The organism is Bartonella sp. MM73XJBT.G (assembly GCF_028618435.1).
Lineage (GTDB): Bacteria > Pseudomonadota > Alphaproteobacteria > Rhizobiales > Rhizobiaceae > Bartonella.
Window position 1 is genome coordinate 239,293 of sequence record NZ_JAQISW010000002.1, and the last position, 22,708, is coordinate 262,000.

General features: G+C 36.5%; 15 protein-coding genes. 9 read left to right on the forward strand and 6 right to left on the reverse strand.

The annotated features are described in order from the left end of the window. Window positions 1-10 precede the first annotated feature (10 nt). Window positions 11-1,324: a serine hydroxymethyltransferase gene (glyA, locus tag PVV59_RS02370; protein ID WP_273754318.1), complete on the reverse strand. Its 1,314-nt coding sequence runs from the start codon at window positions 1,322-1,324 to the stop codon at window positions 11-13. A 339-nt stretch (window positions 1,325-1,663) separates the two neighbouring features. On the opposite strand from glyA, the gene argC reads away from it, so the two are divergent. Next, on the forward strand, window positions 1,664-2,596 hold the full coding sequence (gene argC, locus PVV59_RS02375; protein WP_273754319.1) for an N-acetyl-gamma-glutamyl-phosphate reductase: 933 nt from the start codon (window positions 1,664-1,666) through the stop codon (window positions 2,594-2,596). A gap of 36 nt (window positions 2,597-2,632) precedes the next feature. On the opposite strand, the gene PVV59_RS02380 is transcribed toward argC, so the two are convergent. The 4 genes from PVV59_RS02380 to hfq all read right to left on the reverse strand — a co-directional run bounded on the left by PVV59_RS02380 (window position 2,633) and on the right by hfq (window position 7,465). Continuing rightward, a complete protein-coding gene (locus PVV59_RS02380; protein ID WP_273754320.1) occupies window positions 2,633-3,724 on the reverse strand; it encodes a COX15/CtaA family protein in 1,092 nt (363 codons plus the stop codon). 131 nt (window positions 3,725-3,855) lie between these two features. Then, window positions 3,856-5,682 carry a hypothetical protein gene (locus PVV59_RS02385; RefSeq protein WP_273754321.1) on the reverse strand — a complete coding sequence of 609 codons (1,827 nt, stop codon included), beginning with the start codon at window positions 5,680-5,682 and terminating at the stop codon, window positions 3,856-3,858. A gap of 144 nt (window positions 5,683-5,826) precedes the next feature. After that, on the reverse strand, window positions 5,827-7,170 hold the full coding sequence (gene hflX, locus PVV59_RS02390; RefSeq protein WP_273754323.1) for a GTPase HflX: 1,344 nt from the start codon (window positions 7,168-7,170) through the stop codon (window positions 5,827-5,829). Between the two features lie 55 nt (window positions 7,171-7,225). Then, window positions 7,226-7,465 (reverse strand): RNA chaperone Hfq, encoded by a 240-nt coding sequence (gene hfq, locus PVV59_RS02395; RefSeq protein WP_005773461.1) that lies wholly within the window; start codon window positions 7,463-7,465, stop codon window positions 7,226-7,228. Window positions 7,466-8,155: 690 nt separating this feature from the next. Between hfq and PVV59_RS02400 the strand changes: the two genes are divergently transcribed. From PVV59_RS02400 to mazG, 8 genes are all read left to right on the forward strand, one after another. Beyond that, window positions 8,156-12,715 (forward strand): hypothetical protein, encoded by a 4,560-nt coding sequence (locus tag PVV59_RS02400; protein ID WP_273754324.1) that lies wholly within the window; start codon window positions 8,156-8,158, stop codon window positions 12,713-12,715. 1,132 nt (window positions 12,716-13,847) lie between these two features. Then, on the forward strand, window positions 13,848-16,166 hold the full coding sequence (locus tag PVV59_RS02405; RefSeq protein ID WP_273754325.1) for an NADP-dependent malic enzyme: 2,319 nt from the start codon (window positions 13,848-13,850) through the stop codon (window positions 16,164-16,166). Between the two features lie 189 nt (window positions 16,167-16,355). Then, on the forward strand, window positions 16,356-16,640 hold the full coding sequence (locus PVV59_RS02410) for an acyl carrier protein (RefSeq protein WP_273754326.1): 285 nt from the start codon (window positions 16,356-16,358) through the stop codon (window positions 16,638-16,640). A 10-nt stretch (window positions 16,641-16,650) separates the two neighbouring features. Further along, complete coding sequence (locus PVV59_RS02415; RefSeq protein WP_273754327.1) at window positions 16,651-17,826, forward strand: beta-ketoacyl-ACP synthase; 1,176 nt, start codon at window positions 16,651-16,653, stop codon at window positions 17,824-17,826. 15 nt (window positions 17,827-17,841) lie between these two features. Continuing rightward, window positions 17,842-19,116, forward strand: a complete 1,275-nt coding sequence (locus PVV59_RS02420) for a beta-ketoacyl-ACP synthase (RefSeq protein ID WP_273754328.1) — start codon at window positions 17,842-17,844, stop codon at window positions 19,114-19,116. A gap of 68 nt (window positions 19,117-19,184) precedes the next feature. Continuing rightward, window positions 19,185-20,213 (forward strand): zinc-binding dehydrogenase, encoded by a 1,029-nt coding sequence (locus PVV59_RS02425; RefSeq protein WP_273754329.1) that lies wholly within the window; start codon window positions 19,185-19,187, stop codon window positions 20,211-20,213. A 6-nt stretch (window positions 20,214-20,219) separates the two neighbouring features. Then, window positions 20,220-21,149, forward strand: coding sequence for a lipid A biosynthesis lauroyl acyltransferase (locus tag PVV59_RS02430; protein WP_273754355.1), 930 nt, complete (start codon window positions 20,220-20,222; stop codon window positions 21,147-21,149). 32 nt (window positions 21,150-21,181) lie between these two features. Beyond that, window positions 21,182-21,991, forward strand: coding sequence for a nucleoside triphosphate pyrophosphohydrolase (gene mazG, locus PVV59_RS02435; RefSeq protein WP_273754330.1), 810 nt, complete (start codon window positions 21,182-21,184; stop codon window positions 21,989-21,991). Between the two features lie 79 nt (window positions 21,992-22,070). On the opposite strand, the gene PVV59_RS02440 is transcribed toward mazG, so the two are convergent. Further along, entirely contained in the window at window positions 22,071-22,445 is a 375-nt protein-coding gene (locus PVV59_RS02440) for an iron-sulfur cluster assembly accessory protein (protein WP_273754331.1), read from the reverse strand. Window positions 22,446-22,708 lie beyond the last annotated feature (263 nt).

Below are 22,708 nucleotides of genomic sequence, written 5' to 3' on the forward strand. Positions count from 1 at the left end.
TTTTTTACCCTTAACGCGTGCTAAGATAAGAGTAAAGAGGATATTGATTCGTTATATCTTCCACCTTTTTCTTAACTGCCATTTCAACGGCATGATTATCTTCATCACTTTTTGCATTCCGAAGACCATCAAGAACTTCTGCAACCAGATGCGCGACTTGAACAAACTCCTTTTCTGAAAAACCACGCGTTGTGGCAGCAGGTGATCCCAAACGAACTCCCGATGTTATAGATGGTGTTTCAGGATCAAAAGGAATGCCATTTTTATTGCAGGTAATATGAGCACGTCCTAAAGCCAATTCGGCACGTTTTCCTGTAAGATTTTTCGAACGTAAATCAACCAACAATAAATGATTATCTGTACCGCCAGAAACAATATTAAAATCATGACTCTGTAATGTTTTTGCTAAAGCTTTCGCATTAGCGACAACATGAGCACTGTAACTCTTAAAAGATGGATGCAAAGCTTCCGCAAATGCAACAGCCTTTGCCGCAATCACATGCATTAAAGGTCCCCCTTGAAGACCAGGGAAAATAGCAGAATTGATTTTTCTGGATAAACTCTCATCATTTGTCAAGATCAACCCACCACGAGGTCCTCGAAGCGATTTATGTGTTGTTGTCGTTACGATATGCGCATGGGGGACTGGGGAAGGATGTACACCACCAGCAACAAGACCAGCAATATGAGACATATCTACAAGAAAATGAGCACCAATCTCATCTGCAATTTCACGGAAGCGTTCCCAATCCCAGAATCGAGGATAAGATGACCCCCCTGCTATAATAAGTTTTGGCTTACGTTCTTTTGCAAGCCGCTCAACCTCATCCATATCAATAATCTGATCTTCTTGACGTACACCATAGGAAACAACATCAAACCATTTTCCCGACATATTGACAGATGAACCATGTGTAAGGTGACCACCAGCATTTAAATCCAACCCCATAAATGTGTCACCAGGCTGAAGTAACGCCAGAAAGACAGCTTGATTCATTTGGCTACCAGAATTAGGCTGTACATTTGCAAAAGCAGCACCAAAAAGCTGTTTTGCTCTTTCAATAGCTAAATCTTCAACAACATCGACAAATTGACACCCGCCATAATAGCGCTTTCTTGGATAACCTTCTGCATATTTATTGGTTAAAACAGACCCTTGTGCTTCAAGAACCGCTCTTGAAACAATATTCTCTGAAGCAATCAGCTCAATCTCATTTTGTTGCCGCTCAAACTCCCCTCTAATGGCGTTAAAAATTGCACCATCAACTGTCTGTAAATTATCATTAAAAAAGCGCTTTTGTGCGTCATTTTCTTGCTGATTCATAAAACACATCCCTAACATTAAAAAATAAAGTCACTAAACGATAACACAGCAAACTATGCAAACCAAACATTTTAAATCACTTACACTCAAAAATACTGATACAAATATCTATCTTATTCCTCGTCATGGAAACAGTAAAAAAACTTCTCTCGTAAGAAGAGTAAAAAATAAAATTAAGTTTCTTCTTTTGTGTCCTCATTTACACCTTCTACAAAAAGAATCTATAATCTAAAGGAATTCAATAAGTTAATGATTATTATTTAAGTTGGTAATGATTTAAAATAATTTATAATAAAAAAACTAGATATCGTAGGAAAAATTAATACAAGGCGTTTAAGAATGGTAACCAAAGTTTTTATTGATGGTGAACACGGCACAACCGGACTACAAATACAAAAACGCTTAGAGAAACGTACAGATTTAAAACTACTCTCTCTTGCTCACAAGGATCGCCATAATGTTCATCTGCGGAAAGACTATCTTGCTCAAACGGATATTGCTATTTTATGTCTTCCAGATGATGCAGCACGCAAAACTGTTCATTGGCTTAGAAAAAATAAAAACATTAGGGTTATTGATAGCTCAACAGCTCACCGTGTTGCTCCAAACTGGGTTTACGGTTTTCCTGAAATGACAGCAGGGCAAAAAAAACGCATTCAAACAGCCCATTACGTCTCTAATCCTGGATGTTATCCTACTGGAGCCATTAGCTTGATTCGTCCCCTTCGTGAAGCAGGATTGTTAGACGCCGATTATCCCATCTCGATTCATGCAATCTCCGGCTATACCGGTGGAGGAAGACAACTGATTACACAAATGGAAAATCAATCTCAAGAAAATATTCAGGAAAATTATTTTATCTATGGCCTCAATCTTGAACACAAACATGTACCAGAAATTAAACTCCATGGACAAATTAATCAAACGCCACTTTTTATACCCAGTGTTGGTCGTTTTCCTCAAGGAATGATTGTGAATCTTCCACTACACCGCCATTTATTCACAAAATCAGCAAACTGTTCTGATCTGCGCGAAATTCTTGCAAACCATTACGAAGGACAAAACATCATTTCAGTTGCATCACAAGATGAAACAGCTTCTCTTCAAAGACTAAATCCAGAATGTTTTGCCAATAAAGATGGTATGAAATTGCTCGTATTTGGAAATGATCGCGAAGGAATTTTTAATCTCTGTGCTCTCTTCGATAATTTAGGAAAAGGCGCATCAGCTGCCGCTATTCAAAACCTAGATTTAATGCTTTTAGCCAATTAAACGCCATCTGGATACATACTTTTATTCAACAACCTTTTATTCAACAACGTGATATGCCCCTTTTGTTGCTCGCCAGTGTGCAACCGCAAAACATAACACGGCTAATGCCATACTTTGATGAATGAGCCCTAAACTTATCGGAACCTCATGTAACAGTGTCAAGATACCTAAAAGTGCTTGGATAATGATCATAAAGCAGATAAAAAATGCCCGACGAGAATGGGTTGAATTGGGAATATTTTTTTGCACATAGAAAGCATGAATAACTGAGACAATAAATAAAAAATAAGCAAAAAAACGATGAATAAATTGAACAGTTAAGGAATTTTCGAATAAATTGAGCCAAACAGGACGTTGCTGCAACAATCCATCAGGAATGATCTGACCATCCATAAGGGGCCATGTATTATAGACTTTTCCAGCATGAAGCCCTGCAACCAAAGCGCCCAAATAAATCTCTATCAAAACGAAAATAACGAGCCAAGCCGCAAAATATTGCACCTTTTGATTGGCTGGTTTTTCTGAATATTCTGCAAGTCCTCGAGATAAATAAGTAACAAAAATAATAACCAAACATGCCGTTATAAGATGAAATGCCAAACGATATTGGCTCACGCTTGTTAGATTACTTTGGCCAATCCCTGAAGCGACCATCCACCAACCAATAAAGCCTTGAAAGGCGATAAGGATCGGCACAACAATAAGCGGGAGTAAAATATTTTTTTCAATACGCTTCGTCACCCAAAACCAAATTAACCCCAATAAAGCGACAAGACCAACAAGACGCCCGAGAACACGGTGCGCCCATTCCCACCAAAAAATGACCTTAAAAGCACTTAACGTCATATCAGGATTAAGCAACTTATACTGTGTTATCTGTTGATATTTTAAAAATTCCTCTTGCCATTGCTCTACACCAATCGGTGGAATAACGCCATGAATTGGCTTCCATTCCGTTATTGATAATCCTGATCCCGTCAAACGGGTTGCCCCCCCTACTAAAACAATTGCTAAACAAAGCAATAAAATAGAATAAAGCCACACCTGAATTTGCTTCCGATTTCTCTTTTGCACAGGTGTTAAAAGGTTATTGTTTAATCTTTTTACTGCCATCTCTAATTGCCCCACGCTTCTCTCCAACTACAATGCATTTTTAAATTTAAAACACAAAATCCTCGTACTTTAGTATGTACTATAACTTTAGCAAAAAACAAGCATACCACTATAACATGCAATACATATTTCTTTTTTTACGAAATTCATAATGCAACAACACGATACACAGTCTTTGGAAAGCGACTGACCATTCGCATCATCCAGTCCTGTTTATTAAGAACAGTATTAGAAATATAATAGTCCGTTAGCTCTGCAAATTGCTCAAATCCATATTTAGGTTCGCTTGCCATCTCTAAAATGATAAAATCATACTCTTTTTTAAATTCTTGTAATATGTGAGAAATATTATTTGAAAAATCTTGTGCAGAAACAGCGCTTGTTAATCCTTGAGGGAGAATATCAACCCCCGTATCATAATCACGGTAAATAACGTCATGCAACTGAGCATTACCGGTTAAAATATCACTCAGCCCCCGATGTGGACCAATGACTTTCTCTATTTGTTGGCCAGAGATATCAACCAACAAAATTGTTTTGTTCTCTTTTATAAGATGAAGTGAAAGTTTTGCCGCTGTCCGCGCTGCCTCTGGTCCAATGATTGAAATAACAGTTGAAGCACGCCATTTCAAAACATCAGATAATCCCTCTATCGTAATAAAGGCTTCAAGATTTTTCACTTCTTGAGAAACTAAAATATTCTCATTTTTCTTGAGGGCATTTTCTTTAGACTTCAAATCCTCTTCTGAGAGTTGATTTTTTTTGCTTCTAAAGCATGGATAAAATAATACTATTCCGAGCAAAAGAGTAAGGAAGCTCGCCAATGCACTCACAAGAATATTTTTTCCATAAAGAGCCATAAAAGAAATTGGCGCTAACGTTGTTGGCACAACCACTTGGATCTTTGTATTTTGCAAGAGAAGAGAATCATCATTCACCCCCCGATATAAACCAATAACTTTTTCCTTCCCTTGAGTAGACTTACTCATCGCTTGATTTTGTACATCAATCTCTGCTTTTATTTTATTTTCAAACGCGTTAAAGATTTGATCCAAAGAATGTGATTGATCTTTTACAAAAAAGCTCATCTTTTTTTTGAGCTGTTTTTCTAACTCCGTTGCAATAATTTCATCTGAATGAACTTGGTCAACGATCTGTGAAATTTTATTTTTTAATTGATAAGAAACCGCCTCTAACTCCGCAGTCATGGCCTTAATTTGAGGATGTGTCCACCCTAATTGCGCAGCCATGTGTGCTCTTTGTGCTTCCAAGAGATTACGTTTAGATTCCAGAGATACAATTGCTGAATTGCCTGCAATAAATGATAAAGACAGTAAAGACTGCCCTTTTTCACGCATCATGTTAATTGTTGAATTCAAACTTGTTAAATGAATACGCTTTAAAGTTGCTTGCGTTAATTGCAGTGAAAGATCATGAAGCTCTGTTTGTTTGACACCATGCTGAATAAAAGAATCAACAGAAGCACGAAATTCCTGCATAACATTAACGATCGCAGTATTATCATATCGCTTGTCTTTTAATTTCTCATTTAACAAAGATTGTTTTTGTTTTACGATTACTTGTGAAAATGTAGAAAACCAAGCTTCCACCCCCCATTGAGCTGCTTCAGGTGTTTCAGCTTCGAAAGTAAGATTAATAAGATCACCATGACGCGATAAACGAATATTTTCCTGTTTTTTTTTCTTATAAAAAGCAATTAAAGAAAAATGCGAATCATCTAAAAATATAGGCTGCGAAAACAAAAATGTGATAATATTGTCTTGTTTTTCAATTGGAAGTGGCTTTCCTACAGAATCAGATAATGAAAATACTAAAGTTGCTTGGTAACCACGAGGTTGAATAAAATAATACAACAAAATAAAAGAGATAGACAGAATTTGTAACAGCAAAACAATCAAAATGTTTCGCCATACTGTGCGTACGAACAGTCTTTTATTGCATTTAAGACTCATCTTTATTTTAACCAGCAAAATACTTCTTCATATCGTTTTATTAAGAGAAAGTAGTAACTATCCTCTTAACTTGCAGCCATATTATTTTGAGATAAGAAAAACATAAAATTTGAGTAAAAAATTTCAACAATAGCTTTTAAAAACTTAATTCATATTTTTTTTGATGCTCTCTAGTTGTTTTTTTGCTTCAGAAGTAAGAACGGCTCTAATGGTAACAGAGCCATCATCATGTCCTTCCTGCTTTATTTCTGCAGAGTTTTCATAAAACCAATCAATAAGCGACATTTCATGAGGTTTTAAAAGATATTCAATGCTTTTCACCTCTCCAAAAATTTGCTTTTCAATAGTTCTTAATAATTGATCGAGTCCGTCCCCTTTAAGAGCTGATACCATTAGAGCAGGATTTAGTCGTGTTTTCGCGCTCGTTTGTAAAACATTCAATGCTTGCTCATCTAACATATCAATCTTATTCCAAACTTCTATGATATGCTCTGTATCATCAATATCGATATCAAGACTTGAAAGCACTTCTAAGACATCTTGGGCATGGGCTCGATGATCAAGATCTGACATATCTCTTACATGCAGAATAAGATCCGCCTCAACCACTTCTTCAAGGGTTGCTCTAAAAGCTGCAATCAAATTTGTTGGCAAATTAGAGATAAAACCTACAGTATCAGATAAAAGAATAGTTTTTCCATGGGGAAGAACAACTTTGCGCAAAGTCGGATCAAGCGTTGCAAATAACATATTCTTTGCTAAAACATCAGCACCGCTTAAACGGTTAAAAAGAGTTGACTTTCCTGTGTTCGTGTATCCAACCAAAGCAACAACAGGATAGGATGTTTTTTTTCTTTTTGCTCTATGAAGTGTACGTGTTTTAATAACCGTTTCCAATTCGCGGCGAATACGAATAATTTTTTCTTGTAAAAGACGCCTATCTGCTTCAATTTGCGTTTCACCAGGTCCACCTAGGAACCCACGCCCCCCTCGTTGCCGTTCCAAGTGTGTCCAACTCCGCACAAGCCGCCCTTTTTGATAGGACAAATGTGCCAATTCTACTTGCAAAACCCCTTCTTTTGTTCGTGCACGATCACCAAAAATTTCAAGAATCAAAGCTGTTCTATCAATAACTTTACAATTCCATAATTTTTCCAAATTACGCTGCTGCACTGGCGTTAAAAAGTGATCTATAATCGCAAGCTCAATAGAATATTCATCGATATAATCGGCAAGCACATCTGCTTTACCTTTTCCAAAGAGAGTCGCAGGACGGGGTGTTGTAATATTAATTGTTTCATAACTAACAACTTCTAACCTTATAGCATGCGCTAAGCCCAATGCCTCTTGAACGCGAGAAGATATAGAACACTCCCTCAAAGAGTTTTCAATTCTATTCTCTTGAAAAATTGGTATCACAACAAGTGCGCGCACTTGTTTTATAATTTGCGAAAATACTCCTCCTAATCTCTCATTTTTATTTACCATAGCAATCTAAGTACTTTATAAAATGGGATAAGAGGTTTATCTTAAAATGATGTGTTTATTCAGGACTTTCTCCTTCAAACATCTGTACAGGCTGTCCGGGCATAATTGTAGAAATAGCATGCTTATAAACCAATTGCGCGTGTCCATCTCGGCGCAAAAGGACACAAAAATTATCAAATGAAGTTACAATACCCGTGAGTTTAACGCCATTAACAAGAAAAATGGTAAGGGAAATTTTCTGCTTACGCACCGTATTTAAAAATACATCTTGCAGGTGTTGTGATCGCTCTGCCATTATTCTTACACCTTCATCTCGATTGCATAAAATATTCGTGCATGCATATCGACTGAAAAATATTCAATTGTCAACGTAGAAGCTTCAAATTTCAGCAACAAATAACTGAAATTAGAAAAAAAACCGCTCTTTAAAGCAATAACAAAGTACAGCTTATGAAAATCTATCATTAAATTAAAAATTTTTTTCACGTTTACTTTTTTATGAAATTACAGTTAAGAAACAAATTTTTATACATCCTAATCTATTACAGATCTAAATCTATTACAAATGATGCACCCTTTCCTTTAGAATCAGTAAAAGTAAGCAGACAACAATTCGTTATCTAATAACATTTATTATCGAGCATCGATACTCAAAAATGCATTCGCACCGCATGATTTTTTGAACATTAATATATAATTGCCATTAAATTGTCTTTATCTCAAAGAAAATAAGTTAATAAAGTTTTTTATAAACACAAGTTGTAAACAGTATTTTTGTCTTTTTAAAAATCAAATAATAAATTGTTTTTATTACATTTTTAAACCTTCTTAAACGGAGTATAAGATACTGCATTAACTTTATTTTGATAAGTTTTCAATTTTTTTTCCTGGGCATATTCCTTTCTAAATAATTAACAGCTAGTATGCGGAAATTATGTGGAAGAGCATGTATCCCTTTTTCCCTTTGTAAGAGTACGAGACGAGTATGGCACGCAGAACTAAATTGCAAACATTTGAAGTTGAAGTTGAAGAAGCCCTCACCAAAGCGATGAACTTTGATTTCGATGACACAGCATTTGAAACAATATCATCCAATAACTCTGAAAATATTGTTAATGTTGACGATTTGATTCAAAAAATTGCAATGGCAGAAGAAGAGTTTTTTGCTGAAAATGGTCCTTCAACTTTTGTTTCTAATATTCATGATGATGCTGTTATTGACAAATCCGTTATTGGGCAGCTTTTTGCTCCAAAACCTTCATCTGATATTTCAGGGGGAACGGTTCACAATACGTTATTGTCAACGAAACTTTTTCCTGCAAATGATGATATAACAAGCCCTGTGAATTCTGGACACTTAAGGCAACGTTCTTCCTCTCGAATCTATTGGTATACAACAGCGCTTAGTGCTTTATGGGCAACAGGAGGAGCTTTTATTGCGCATAAGCTCGCCCCTGCCGGACTCAGTTCCTTGTCTAATATCGGCACTTTTTTGACATCCCAAACAGGACTTGCTGTAGCGGCCGGGACAGCAATTCCTATCCTTATATCTTGGGGCGTTGCTCAATTAACAAAACGTTCGAACGAATTGCATAATATTGCTCTTCTTATGACAAATGCTGCACAACGCCTTAGTGAGCCACAACAATTATCTGAAAAACAAGCTATTGCTATAGGGCAAACCATTCGTGAAGAAGTCGCGGCAATGAATGAAGGTATTGAACGTACCCTCGGACGTGCTGTTGAACTTGAAGCAATCATACAAGGTGAAGTTCACAACCTAGAACAAGCCTATGCTGAGAATGAATCACGCATTCATACACTCATCAAAGAATTGAGTAATGAACGCATAGCCATCTTGAATCATGCCGATCGTGTACAATCAACGATTAAAGGAACTCAAGAACAACTGAGCGATGAATTTGGCTTGGTTTCCTCTAAAATTGTAACCAATGTTGAAAAGCTTGCACAAACTCTTTCTCAAACTTTACAAAAACAAGGTGAAGACCTTGTTGAAAAACTTTCCTATGCTGGTGATAGTGTAACAAATCAGCTTGTTGAAAAATTTAATAAAACAACAACACAAATTCAGAAGAAAAATACAGAATTTTTCGATGAATTAGAAAAAAACTTTGATAGTTTTGCAAAACAATTTGATCATAATGAAAAACAAATAGAAAAAACCTTTAATGAAACAGCAACAAAAGCAGAAGTGCATGCTGCTAAAATTGCAACACATATACAAGCAGTAGCAGATCAAACTTTGCACGTTGTCGATGAAAAGTTTAACGCTTTAGATAAAGCTCTTCTTGATCGCAATAATCAATCTCTACAGAATTTTGATGAGAAGATTTTAAAGCTTGAGGACCAAGCGCATAAACTCTCTTCTGAGTTTGATAATGTAACTTCGCAAGCAATTGGAGCCTTTGAACAACGTTTAGCAACTGTTGATCTTTCTCTAAAAAAACACAGTAACTCCATTATTGATTCCTTCATAGAACGTAGTCAAGCTTTAGAGGATAATGCGGAAGAACTTGGTAAGTTCTTGGAATCTCATATTTTGAAAATAAATGAAAACCTCCAAGAAAAAACAGCAGACATTACCCATGCATTTATAAATGGACGTGAAACTATTTTATCTGCAATTGATAAAAGTAAAGAAAATCTGAGAGAAGAAATTCAATATGTCGACAATGCCATTGTTGATATTATACAAGAACGTTCACAAGATTTTAAATTGCAGCTTTCTGATCAACGAGCCATCATGGCAGATATGCTTGATAATGAGAAGAATAAAATCGCTGATGCATTAAGAAATCAGATTGATATCTTAGTCCAAAATACTTCTCATATTGAAAAAGTTTTGACTGACAATGCTCTACTCGTTGATAAACAATCTGAAAATCACATTGAAAATATCACTCAATGCACTAACAAGCTGCAAGAAGTCATTGTACAAAGCTGCAATACAACGCAAGATGCTTTAGAAGCTCAAGCGAGAAATATTGATATCCGTGCCGATGCTCTGCGTGACTCTTTAGCAATTAATAGCTTTTCTCTCAATGAAGTTCTTGCTGATCAAGCACGCACACTCGAGCAACGCATGGAAACAATCCATAACCTTATCGCAAAAAGTGATATACGGGTCGATGTTGCGTTGAAACAACAAATAGATTTAGTTGAGAGTGCAATTATCGCCAATAATAAAAACATTACTGAAACCGTTCAAGGTCATATCAAAAGCCTCGAAAGCCATGCCGAAATTTTAAAGAATACTCTCTCTCAATCGAGTGGTGTTCTCTTTGAAACACTTGAAACACGCATGGAATCATTTGATACAAATTTAGAAGATTGTGCACATAAAATTTTTGAACGGACAACAACGCTAGAGGAAACATTATCTGAAAAATTTAGCCAAGTCTGTGAGGCTATTGATATACAAACATCTGTTATTGAGGAACGTTCTGACACGTTAAAAACGTCTCTCATGCTTAGTAATGAGCAAAGTCAGATAATTCAACAAGCGCTGGAAAGCAGTGTTGACAATTTGCGTGTTAGCTTAGAAAATTCTGTTAATACAGTCACGGATGGTCTGCATAATGAGATTATAAAAGCTTCTGATATTCTTTCTTCTACGGGGGAACAAATTCTCTCTTCTGTTACGAATGTTACCGCACAAGCTGAAAATATTCTTTCAGAGTCGGGCAATCGCATTGTATCAAACGTTAAGAAAACAGTTTATGATACCAGTGAAAAAGTTCTGTCTGTTTTGTCTGAACAAACAGCACATACTGTTGAAGCTTTCACAACAGCCAGCCATAATGCACAAGCATTATTGAATGAAGCAATTCACACATCAACAACCACAATAGAGCAAGTCCTTAATGAACGTTGTGATGTTCTTCATTATTCTATGCAAAGTCTTAAAGATAATTTAGGATATCAGCTTTCTGATGTAACAAGCCGTCTGGAAAATGCGAAGAATCAGACAGCAACACAAATTTCAGAACACGTTGGAAAAATAACAGATCTGACAAATCACTTAAATCAAGCAGCACAAAGCACGACAGAATCTATTGATTCTCTAACACAACATATCGGTGAACAACTCTCTCTCTCTACACAAGATGCAGAACAAAGAATTTATGCACATAGTGAATCTTTAGTGAATAGCTTGAACAAAGCGAACTCTGAAACACTTCAAACAGTAACAGCTATGAAGGAAGAGCTTGTTAATAATGTCTCATCCATCTTACAGCAGTTGAATCAATCAATTTACAGCTTCCAAGAGAATAGTAATGTTTTATTATCAGCCGTTCAAAATATTGATGGTCAGTTTAATGAAACTACGAATAATTTTTTCCGCAATACAAATCAAGTAGCGGAGCGTTTATCAGCCTCAAATCAAACTCTTAATAATAATGTTGAAATTCTACAAGGACTTTCAAACAACACCTTTGAACAAATTAATCATATAACGAACAGTTTTGGTGAACATGCGAAAACACTTTCCCAAACTATTCATGTTCTTGAACAGTCTGAAAATTCACTCAGTGCAACACTTGAAGAAAAACATAATACACTTTCTACATTAAGTGATGCTCTTGTTTCAAAGTCTCATGAAATTAATCAAATGATTGAGCATTACGAAAAAATATTCAACTTAGCCCTTGAGCGCTCTGATAAAAATGCGCGTAACGCCACAGATTCATTTCAACAATCCCTTAATGGGCTTATTAGTGAAGCGTCAACGCGTTTTTCAGAAGCAGCAGAAGATATACGTCGCTCCGCGGATGAAGTTCGTTTAGAGCTTTCAAAGATTAATAATGATATTCATGAAAATGCTAAACAGCTTCCTGAAAAAACAAAAGAAACAACGCAAACAATTCGTACAGCTTTGAATGAGCAAATTACAGCATTAAAAGATCTCGTCAGTGTTATACAACATGATCAAAAGGGTGCAAAAGAACAGTTAATATCAGCATTTCCTCCATCTTCAATGCTTAATAAGAGAAGTGAGAGTTCCCCTGAGCCTATTAAAAAAATCATACCCCCTAAACCTGTTTTGCAACAAGATCAAAACAAAAAAAGACCCAATAAATGGGTATCAAATCTCTTAGAAAGAGCTTCACGTGAAGAAACATTTTATGATGAAACCTCAAATGATGCTGTTTTAACATCAGTTCAAACAAAACCACGTCCTACAAACAGTTCTCTTAACGCGTTAGCATCAGGTATCGTGCAAGCGATTAATCATAATGCCATTGTTGATCTATGGGATCATTATCAACGTGGCCAAAAAAACATCGTAACGGAGTACCTTTATACCTTGAATGGAAAAACAATATTTGAAATGATTAAGAAAAAATATATGAGCGATTTTGAGTTTAAACGTTCAGTGAATCAATATGTTTCAGATTTCGAAAAGCTCTTACGTGATATATCACGCAGTTCTGGTTCTTCCAACTCAGTTCGCAAATACCTGATATCAGATACAGGAAAAGTTTATACCATGCTTGCTCATGCAAGTGGACGAATCCAATAGAAGATAAGAAGAGTGGAGAAAATATTTTTTCACTTTTCTTTTTACAGTTATCTTAATTGCTCATCACAGAATGCTTTGCAATCAACTTAGAGCTTTGTACTTCAAAGACTGGTAATTGGCACGCGTTTTTCTTTGATAACCTAAGTGATAACACTAAAGAAAGTATAATAACTTATTCAACAGCCTATCATTCTTAAAAATGATAAAACATATTTTCTACTTCTTTATCCTCCATTTAATCCTTTTATTTTTTTATAGTTTTATAAAGAAACAAAACCGATAACATTATTTTATTTGCTAATTCTCAAAATTTTTTGTGCTTTTTATTAAAATAGCTCATAAGAAATATCTCTATTTCTTTCTTAAAGGTTTTTTATCCACATATTATTCTCGTTTGAAATATATAAGTAAACATTTTTTATTATATAGACAAATTTGGAATGGATGAATCTTATTGTATCCAAATTTCCCATTCAACATATGAGATATTTCATTCTAAATTATAAAGTAATGTGCTAGACAGAATATATAAATCATGTATAAAATGTGCACCATAAGTTTTTTTAAGTGACATCTTTGTTTATTATAACACATGACTTACCAGTATATAAAAAATACAGCTCTAAACGATTAGTAATTCAATTGAACAATAAACAACACACTTCCATTTTTAAAGTTCCCATTTTCTTATAAAGAGCTGAACAAACAGTCTATAACTTCCAAATTTCTGTTTTAAAATTCTTCTAGATCCGTATAGAACTTTTTATAAAATATATATTTTATAAAAAGCAAATGAAATGAACCGTAAACGCTCTTCTGTTCTTTCCTTATTTTGTGAGCATTGCAAAAACAATAATGGCTTGGTAATGTAAGCATTATTAAATATTTTATTTGTTTGTAGACTCATCAATTTTTACGCACTTTATTAAGGAAAGAAAACAAACGTGCTGCTGTCGATAAAATTATTTATGCGCATAAATGAAAAAAAACATCAAACTGGTTTTACGATCTGGAAGAATTTTCTCATGCTCATGCATTTTGGTATTCAGAGAAATGAGGATCTATTAGTGGACAAAACCTTATCGTAGATGGAACACTCATATAAACACACACTAACTTGGATATCATAAAAATGTCTAGAGAACGAAAGAGTAATTTCAGTTTACCAATAGCTGAACTTGACAGTGCTGCACTTTTTTATCACCAACACCCCAAACCTGGGAAATTGGAAATACAAGCAACAAAACCTCTTGATAATCAACGTGATTTAGCTCTTGCTTATTCTCCAGGCGTTGCAGCACCATGTCTTGCAATTCATAAAGATCCCAATCTTGCTGCTCAATATACATCTCGTTCTAATTTAGTCGCTGTTATATCAAATGGAACAGCTGTTCTTGGTTTAGGAAACATTGGCCCACTCGCTTCAAAGCCAGTTATGGAAGGTAAAGCCGTTTTATTCAAAAAATTTGCCAATATTGATGTTTTTGATATTGAAATTGATGCATCCGATATAGAACAAATGGTACAAACGGTATCTACCTTAGAACCTACATTTGGTGGTATTAATCTTGAAGATATTAAGGCTCCTGAATGTTTTGAAATCGAAGAAAAGCTGCGTACTAAGATGAATATTCCAGTTTTTCATGATGATCAACATGGGACGGCTATTATTGTTTCTGCGGCTGTATTAAATGCCTTAAATCTTTCAGGAAAAAAAATTGAAAATGCAAAAATAGTTACCTCAGGTGCAGGTGCTGCCGCCCTTGCTTGCCTTAACCTTTTGGTCCGTCTTGGGGCAAAATCTGAAAACATTTGGCTTAGCGACTTAGAGGGCGTGGTTTATGAAGGGCGCAAGACTCTCATGGATCGTTGGAAAGTCAATTACGCACAAAAAACTAAAGCGCGAACTTTATCTGATATTATTGATGATGCAGATATTTTTCTAGGCTTATCGGCGGGTGGGGTTTTAAGGCCTGAATATCTTAAAAGAATGGCTAAAAATCCACTCATTTTAGCGCTGGCTAATCCAGTACCAGAAATTATGCCCGAAGAAGCACATTCTATACGGCCCGATGCGATGATCTGTACAGGGCGCTCTGATTATCCCAATCAAGTTAATAATGTCCTTTGTTTTCCCTATATCTTCCGTGGTGCATTAGACGTAGGTGCGACTGCAATTAATGAAGAAATGAAAATGGCTGCTGTTCATGCGATAGCTGCCCTTGCTCGTGAAGAAACTTCAGATGTTGTAGCACGTGCATACGCAAAAGAATCGCCCAATTTTGGACCAGATTATCTGATCCCCTCTCCTTTTGATCCGCGTTTAATATTACGTATTGCTCCCGCTGTTGCTAAAGCAGCAATGGAAACGGGCATCGCACTTCGTCCTATTGAAGATATGGAAGCCTACTATGATATCCTCAATCGATTTGTTTTTCTCTCTGGTTTAACAATGAAGCCTGTTTTTGCGGCAGCAAAAACAGCAAAACGTAAACGTGTCATCTATGCCAATGGTGAAGATGAACGCGTCCTTCGCGCAGCACAAGTTGTCATTGAAGAACAAACAGCAACACCTCTCCTTATCGGCCGTCCACATGTCGTAGAAGCAAGATTAAAACGCTTTGGTTTGAAAATTCGCCCTAATATAGATTTTGAATTAACAAACCCTGAGGATGATCCACGTTTTCGTGATTATGTTAATTTATTTTTTCATTATACAGGAAGACGTGGTGTTACGCCTGAAATGGCAAAAACAATAGTGAGAACATCAACAACCGCTATTGCTGCCCTTGCCGTCATGCGTGAAGAAGCAGATGCAATGATTTGCGGCTTAGAGGGGCGTTTTGAACGTCAACTTGAATTGATCGAACAAATTATCGGACTTGATCCTCATGTTCACCGTTTTTCTGCTATGAGTTTGCTGATCTCTCAACAGCGTACTCTTTTTCTCACAGATACTTACGTTAATGAAAATCCTTCTGCAGAAGAAATCGCTGAAATGACTGTATTGGCTGCTCAAGAAGTTGAAGCATTTGGAATAACACCTAAAGCAGCCTTACTATCACACTCAAATTTTGGTTCTAAAAACACAGAAAGTGCCCGTAAAATGCGCCGTGCAACAGAAATTCTTGCCAAAGAACACCCTCATTTAGAGGCAGATGGTGAAATGCATGGCGATGCTGCCCTTTCCAAAGTTTTTCGTGATCGTGTTTTTCCTGATTCTCGTCTCAAAAGTGAAGCAAATTTGCTTGTCTTTCCAACTCTTGATTCAGCCAACATCACGCTCAACACTGTTAAAAGCCTCACAAATGCACTCCATGTTGGTCCTATCTTAATAGGGGCCGCACGTCCCGCTCATATACTAACGCCTTCAGTAACTTCACGAGGTGTTGTTAATATAACAGCCCTTGCCGTCCTTGCAGCAAATAGAAAAAATAAGCTCGTAAAATAAATGTGCAATAAAACTTCAAAGTTTTTTAAATATTGAGATATAGTATTTCACATACTGTAAACGCTCTTTCTTTTCTAGAAAAGACAGTTATATTCTGGATTAAGGCTTTTTTTAAAAGAGAAAAAAGGCTAGAAGAATAATATTAAATATATTTTGAATTTGCTAACTCTATAATAAGGAATCCATACATTGCCTTCCACGTTTGATAAAGTTGCTGATATTATTGCAGAAATCAGTGAAATTGATCGCAATACAATCACACCTGAAAGTCATACAATTGATGATTTGGGAATCGACAGTCTTGATTTTCTTGATATTGTTTTTGCTATTGATAAAGCTTTCGGAATAAAAGTCCCCTTAGAACAATGGACGCAAGAAGTTAATGAAGGTACAGTTGCTACAGAAGAATACTTTGTTCTCAAAAATCTTTGTGCAAAAATTGATGATCTCGTTGCCTTGAAAGAGGCGGAGTAATTTTTTCACTATGTATGATCAATCTGTATTCATCACTGGTATAGGTCTCATAAGCTCTCTGGGGGAAGGAACTGATCAACATTGGAAACTCTTAAATGATCCGATCTGTACACCAAACCTAGATTGTTCAACTTTTTCGCCCTACACAGTTCATAAATTGCCTGAAATTGATTGGAATTTACAAATTCCTAAAAAAAGTGATCAACGGCAAATGGGAATATGGCAACGTCTTGGTACCTATGCAGCTGGTCTTGCTCTTGATGATGCCGGCATGAAAAATAATGAACAATTCACGTCAACAATGGACATGATCGTAGCAGCAAGTGGAGGAGAACGCGATATCACTGTTGATACGCAGCTTCTTTCTAAAGCACGTGAAGTCACAGATCATGCCTCTATGTTAAATGTTGCACTTTCAACCGAACTTCGTCCAACATTATTTTTGGCACAACTTTCAAATCTTCTAGCGGGAAACATTTCAATCGTTCATAAAGTTACTGGATCATCTCGCACATTTATGGGAGAAGAAGGCAGTGGACTTTCTTCACTTCAAATTGCTGTAGCCCGTATTAAATCAGGACAAAGTACCCATGCTCTTGTAGGAAGTTCCTATAATGCACAAAGTTATGATATGTTGTTGGCCCATGAACTTGGTGGTCTTTTAACCCATAATGGATGGAGCTCGGTGTGGGATCGTAAAATTCGCCCAGGTGGTGGTATTATCACCGGTTCTGGCGGTGTCTTTCTAGTTCTTGAAAGTGGTGAACATGCAAAAAAACGTAACGCACGTGCTTATGCTGAAATTAGCCAAATTATTACAGACCAAACAGATAGAACCAAAACGCCGCTTAAGAAATCAATTGCAACAATGTTAAAAACAGTGGGCGCTAAAAGTTCCTTAGTCATTTCAGCAGCATCAGGTGCTCACGAAGCGACAAAAGCAGAGCAAAATGCTCTTGATGATGCCGATCTCTCTTACCGAGGTATTACAACATTATTCGGTTATATGCGAGAAGCACAGCTTCCTTTAGCACTTGCCCTTGCAGCACTTTCAATTGAAAAGAAACACTGTTTTCCAGCGTTAAGTCCTCATGAAAAACCTTTTTCTAAGGAAGTCCATGAAATATTTGTTACAACTATTGGTATAAAAAGAGCTGAAGGTGTTGTACGTCTTACGGCTGTTTGAAGGGGAATTTCTATTGTGAAATATCATGATCATTTTGGACGTCCACTTGTAGCCATAACTGGAACTGGCGTTGTTACATCACTAGGACAAGGAAAACATGAAAATTGGCAAAAATTAACAAATGGTGTAAGCGGCATCCATAAAATAACGCGTTTTCCTGTTGAAGGATTAAATACATATATTGCTGGGACAATTGATTTTCTCAAAGAAAGTACGCTTGGCGCTTCGGCTCTTTCTGAAAAGCTTGCACATCTTTCTGCTGAAGAGGCTTTAGAACAAGCTGCTCTTGATAAAACAAATTTTAATGGGCCACTCTTTTTAGCTGCACCTCCTGTTGAGCTTGAATGGCAAGCACGTTTTAGTCTTGATCAAGAGGAAGAATTCAATAATGAGCCTTCTTATGCACATCTTCTTAGAATTTGTAAGCATAAACAGCATGAAGCACTTTTTGAAACCACACAATTTGGTGCCATTGCAGAAAAACTGCAAAAAACGTTTGGCACAAAGGGACTTCCTGTTACACTTTCCACGGCTTGTGCATCTGGTGCGACAGCAATTCAATTAGGTGTTGAAGCTATTCGACGAGGCGAAACAAATCGGGCTCTTACCATTGCGACAGATGGATCCGTTTCAGCAGAATCTCTTATTCGCTTTTCATTACTTTCTGCTCTTTCCACTCAAAATGAACCTGCAGAAAAAGCAGCAAAACCCTTCAGCCGAGATCGAGACGGATTTGTTATGGCAGAAGGCTCAGGTGCTCTTGTTCTTGAATCTCTTCAAAGTGCACTAAACCGGAATGCTACAATTTTAGGAATTGTAGCAGGCTGTGGAGAAACGGCCGATGATTTTCACCGTACACGTTCAAAACCCGATGCATCACCAGCCATTGGATCCGTTCGCAAAGCCTTAAATGATGCACAAATAACCATCCATGAAATTGACTATATTAATGCTCATGGAACCTCAACACCTGAAAATGAAAAAATGGAATATCTTGCGTTATCGACAGTCTTCGGTGATATTCTAGAGCATATTCCAGTTTCTTCTAATAAATCAATGATTGGACATACTTTAACGGCTGCTGGAGCTATAGAAGCTGTTTTTTCGCTCTTAACCATTCAATCGGGGATACTTCCACCTACAATAAATTACGATAACCCTGACCCTTCTATCCCTTTAGACGTTGTTCCTCATCATAGCCGTAAAGCCAAGGTCAATGCGGTTTTGTCAAACTCATTTGGATTTGGTGGTCAAAATACGAGTCTTGTTCTCACAGCCTATAAAGGATAATCTTTTCCATACTGACCAAAGTCAATCATACTGAAGCAATAGCAATTATCAATTGAAGGGGAATAATAATGCGTGCGCTACAATTGCTAAATGAACGTCAGCTTGAAATCACCAATATTTCCTCACCACCTTCACCTAGACCAGATGAAGTAACAGTACGGATCAAAGCTGTTGCTCTTAATCATATTGATGTATGGGGCTGGCGTGGGATGGCTTTCGCGAAAAGAAAAATGCCCCTCATCATTGGTGCAGAAGCTTCCGGTGAGGTTATACAAGTAGGAGATAACATTGAAAATCTTCAACTTGGACAGATTGTCTCAATTTATGGAGCACAAACCTGTGGGGTATGTCAAGCTTGTCGTGAAGGACGGGATAATCTTTGCACGGATGTAAAAGGAGTCTATGGTTTTCATCTTGATGGATTTGCTTGTGAGCTTGTCAATTTACCCGCGCGTTTATTGGTTCCAGCACCTCCCCAATGTGATGAACTCCAAGCTGCTGTCGCTCCAATTACTTTTGGTACCGTAGAGCATATGCTTTTCGATAATGCAAAACTACAAGCAGGAGAAACAATCCTGATACAAGCTGGTGGTTCCGGTATTGGCTCTGCTGCCATTCAACTTGCAAAACATATGGGATGTACCATTATCACGACGGTAGGTTCAGATGAAAAAATTGCAAAAGCACAGTCTCTTGGAGCAGATCATGTGATTAATTATCGTAAAGATCGTTTTGAAGGTGTAGTGCGCAAATTAACCCAAAAAAAAGGTGTTGACGTCGTTTTTGAGCATGTTGGGGTCGATACATGGAACGGTTCTTTGTTGTGTATGAAAAAAGGAGCACGTTTAGTAACTTGCGGTTCTACCTCTGGTGTTTCAGCATCAATAAATCTCATGCAATTATTTCAACAACAACTGAAAATATTTGGTTCATTTGGCTGCCGTATGGAAAATATGAAAAATGCCATGCAAAAAATGGCACAAAAAGCTGTACACCCTGTCATTGATACAATTGTTGGTCTTGATGAAATTGATACAGCTTTAAAACGAATGGAGAGCCGTGATATTTTTGGTAAAATTATTCTTAAAATCAATTAAATCATGATGAAACTTTCTCTTAAAAATCTCATCTATAGTATTAAAGTTATAGCTAAAAAGATATCCTACTTGTTATGGGCTTATCTGCTTTTTGGTTCTTTATTTATTCTAAAATGCTTTCCAGCCAAAATGGGAATTTCTCTTTTTTCTTGGTTGGCAAAAAAAATTGGTCCCCTCGTACATCGTCATCAAATAACACTTGCAAACCTTAGGAAGGCATATCCAGAAAAAACAGAGCAAGAACGCTACGAGATTGCAATCGAAATGTGGGAAAATATAGGACGCTTCCTAGCCGAATATATTTTTCTTGATAAAATTTTTGATTTTGATCCTCATGCGGATGAGCCAGGTTTTATTGAAGTTAAAGGAGCTGAAATCTTTGAACGATTAAAAAATGAAAAAAGGCCACACATTTTTTTCACAGCGCATACTGGAAATTTTGAACTTCTGCCTATTTGTGCACAAAGTTTTGATCTGAATGTTACGGTCTTATTTAGACCACCCAATAATCCTTATGTTGCCAAACGAGTTCTTAAAGCCCGACAAACTTCTATGGGACATCTTGTTCCATCAAAAGCTGGTGCAGCATGGGCATTAGCAGGTAAATTAGCAGAAGGTGAAAATGTTGGTATGCTCGTTGATCAAAAATTTCACCGCGGTATCATGGGAACATTTTTTAACAGACCTCTTAAAACAAATCCCTTAATTATAAAGCTTGCACGACAATATAACTGTGATATTTACCCAGCACGTTGTATTCGTCTGCCTGGAGGACGTCATCGTTTAGAATTATATGAACGTGTAGAACTTCCATGTGATGAAAATAATGATATCGATATCGCTGCTTCTACGCAAAAATTAAATGATATTGTTGAAAATTGGGTTCGTGAATATCCCGGACAATGGATGTGGTTACATAGACGTTGGGACATCTAACATAAGCTCTATTGCTTACAGAGGAAGTACAAATGTTAGCCTCAAAAAATATAAAAGATCTCACCGCAATTATCACTGCTTTACGCAATCCTGATAATGGTTGTCTCTGGCATAAAAAACAAACTTCTAAATCTCTCATACCTTATATGCTGGAAGAAGTTTACGAAGTCATCGACGCCATTGAACGAAAAAACCAAAAAGATCTCTGTGAAGAACTTGGGGACCTTCTTTTACAGGTTGTTTATCATGCTACCATTGCACAAGAAGAAGGTAGCTTTACTTTTGAAGATGTTGTTTATGCAATTACGGAAAAAATGATTCGCCGCCATCCTCACGTTTTTGGAAATAACGAACAAAAAAAACGAGGGTTTATGAAAGAAGAGTGGGAATATATAAAAAAAGAAGAACGGGCTGAACGAGAGAAATTGAGCAAAGAAAAAAACAACAATTCAAGTATTCTTGCAAAAATAAAACCGATCCAGCCAGCAGACCAAGAGGCTTTTGCTTTACAAGAAGAAGCAGCTAGAGTGGGTTTTGATTGGCAAGAAAGTGATAAAGTTTTTGCAAAAATAGAAGAAGAACTGGAAGAACTCAAAGAAGCCATCAAAAATAAAAAAAAATTAGAAATAGAGGCAGAATTTGGAGATCTCTACTTTATTCTTGTTAATCTCGCACGTCACTTAGCAATTGATTCACAAAAAGCATTAAAAAAGACAAATACAAAATTCCGAAATCGTTTTGCCTATATTGAAGAAAAGTTATCCACTCAATCTAAAACACTCACTGACGCCTCCTTAAATGAAATGGAAGCACTTTGGAAGCAAGCTAAAAATGAACAATAAAAAATATCAGATCTCTTATCTCCAAAAGAACAAGACACCTAAAATTTCTCAATAATAATTTCTTTAAGCTTGGATAATTTCACGAAGCTCGATTCGTTTTATATTGATCTTGAGGAACAGCACGGAGTTCTACCGACTCGCCACACCCACATGCTGAAACTTGATTAGGATTTTTAAAAACAAAACCAGAACGAAGTGTTGTTACTTCATAATCCATCTGTGTTCCTAACAAAAATAACACCGCATCATGCGCGATAAAAACACGAGCACCATTCACTTCAACAACATCCGCATCTATCCCCTCTTCTTTGACGAGAGTAATTGTATATTCCATCCCTGCACAACCGCCTTTTTTGATCCCAACAAGAATACCTCGTGCATCTTTTGCATCCATAATCGCTTTAATACGATTCACAGCGGCTTGTGTTAAACTTATTACCGAAAAACGACTCATCGTTTGCTCTTTTCTTAGCTCAATAGACACTTTAAACGTTTTTTCTCTACCATATTCTATCTGGTATTTTAGAAGAAAAACAACAAGACATAAATTAAAACACCCTACCCTTTTTATTGAGATAAAAATTTATTAGGATAGAAATACATCTTCATAAAATAAGATTTTTGATTGTATAATCTAGAATTTACAATTTTTTGTCCTCATAAAACACAAAAACACCTCTACCATAAAAACTTTAAACGAAAAAAAACGTTTCAATA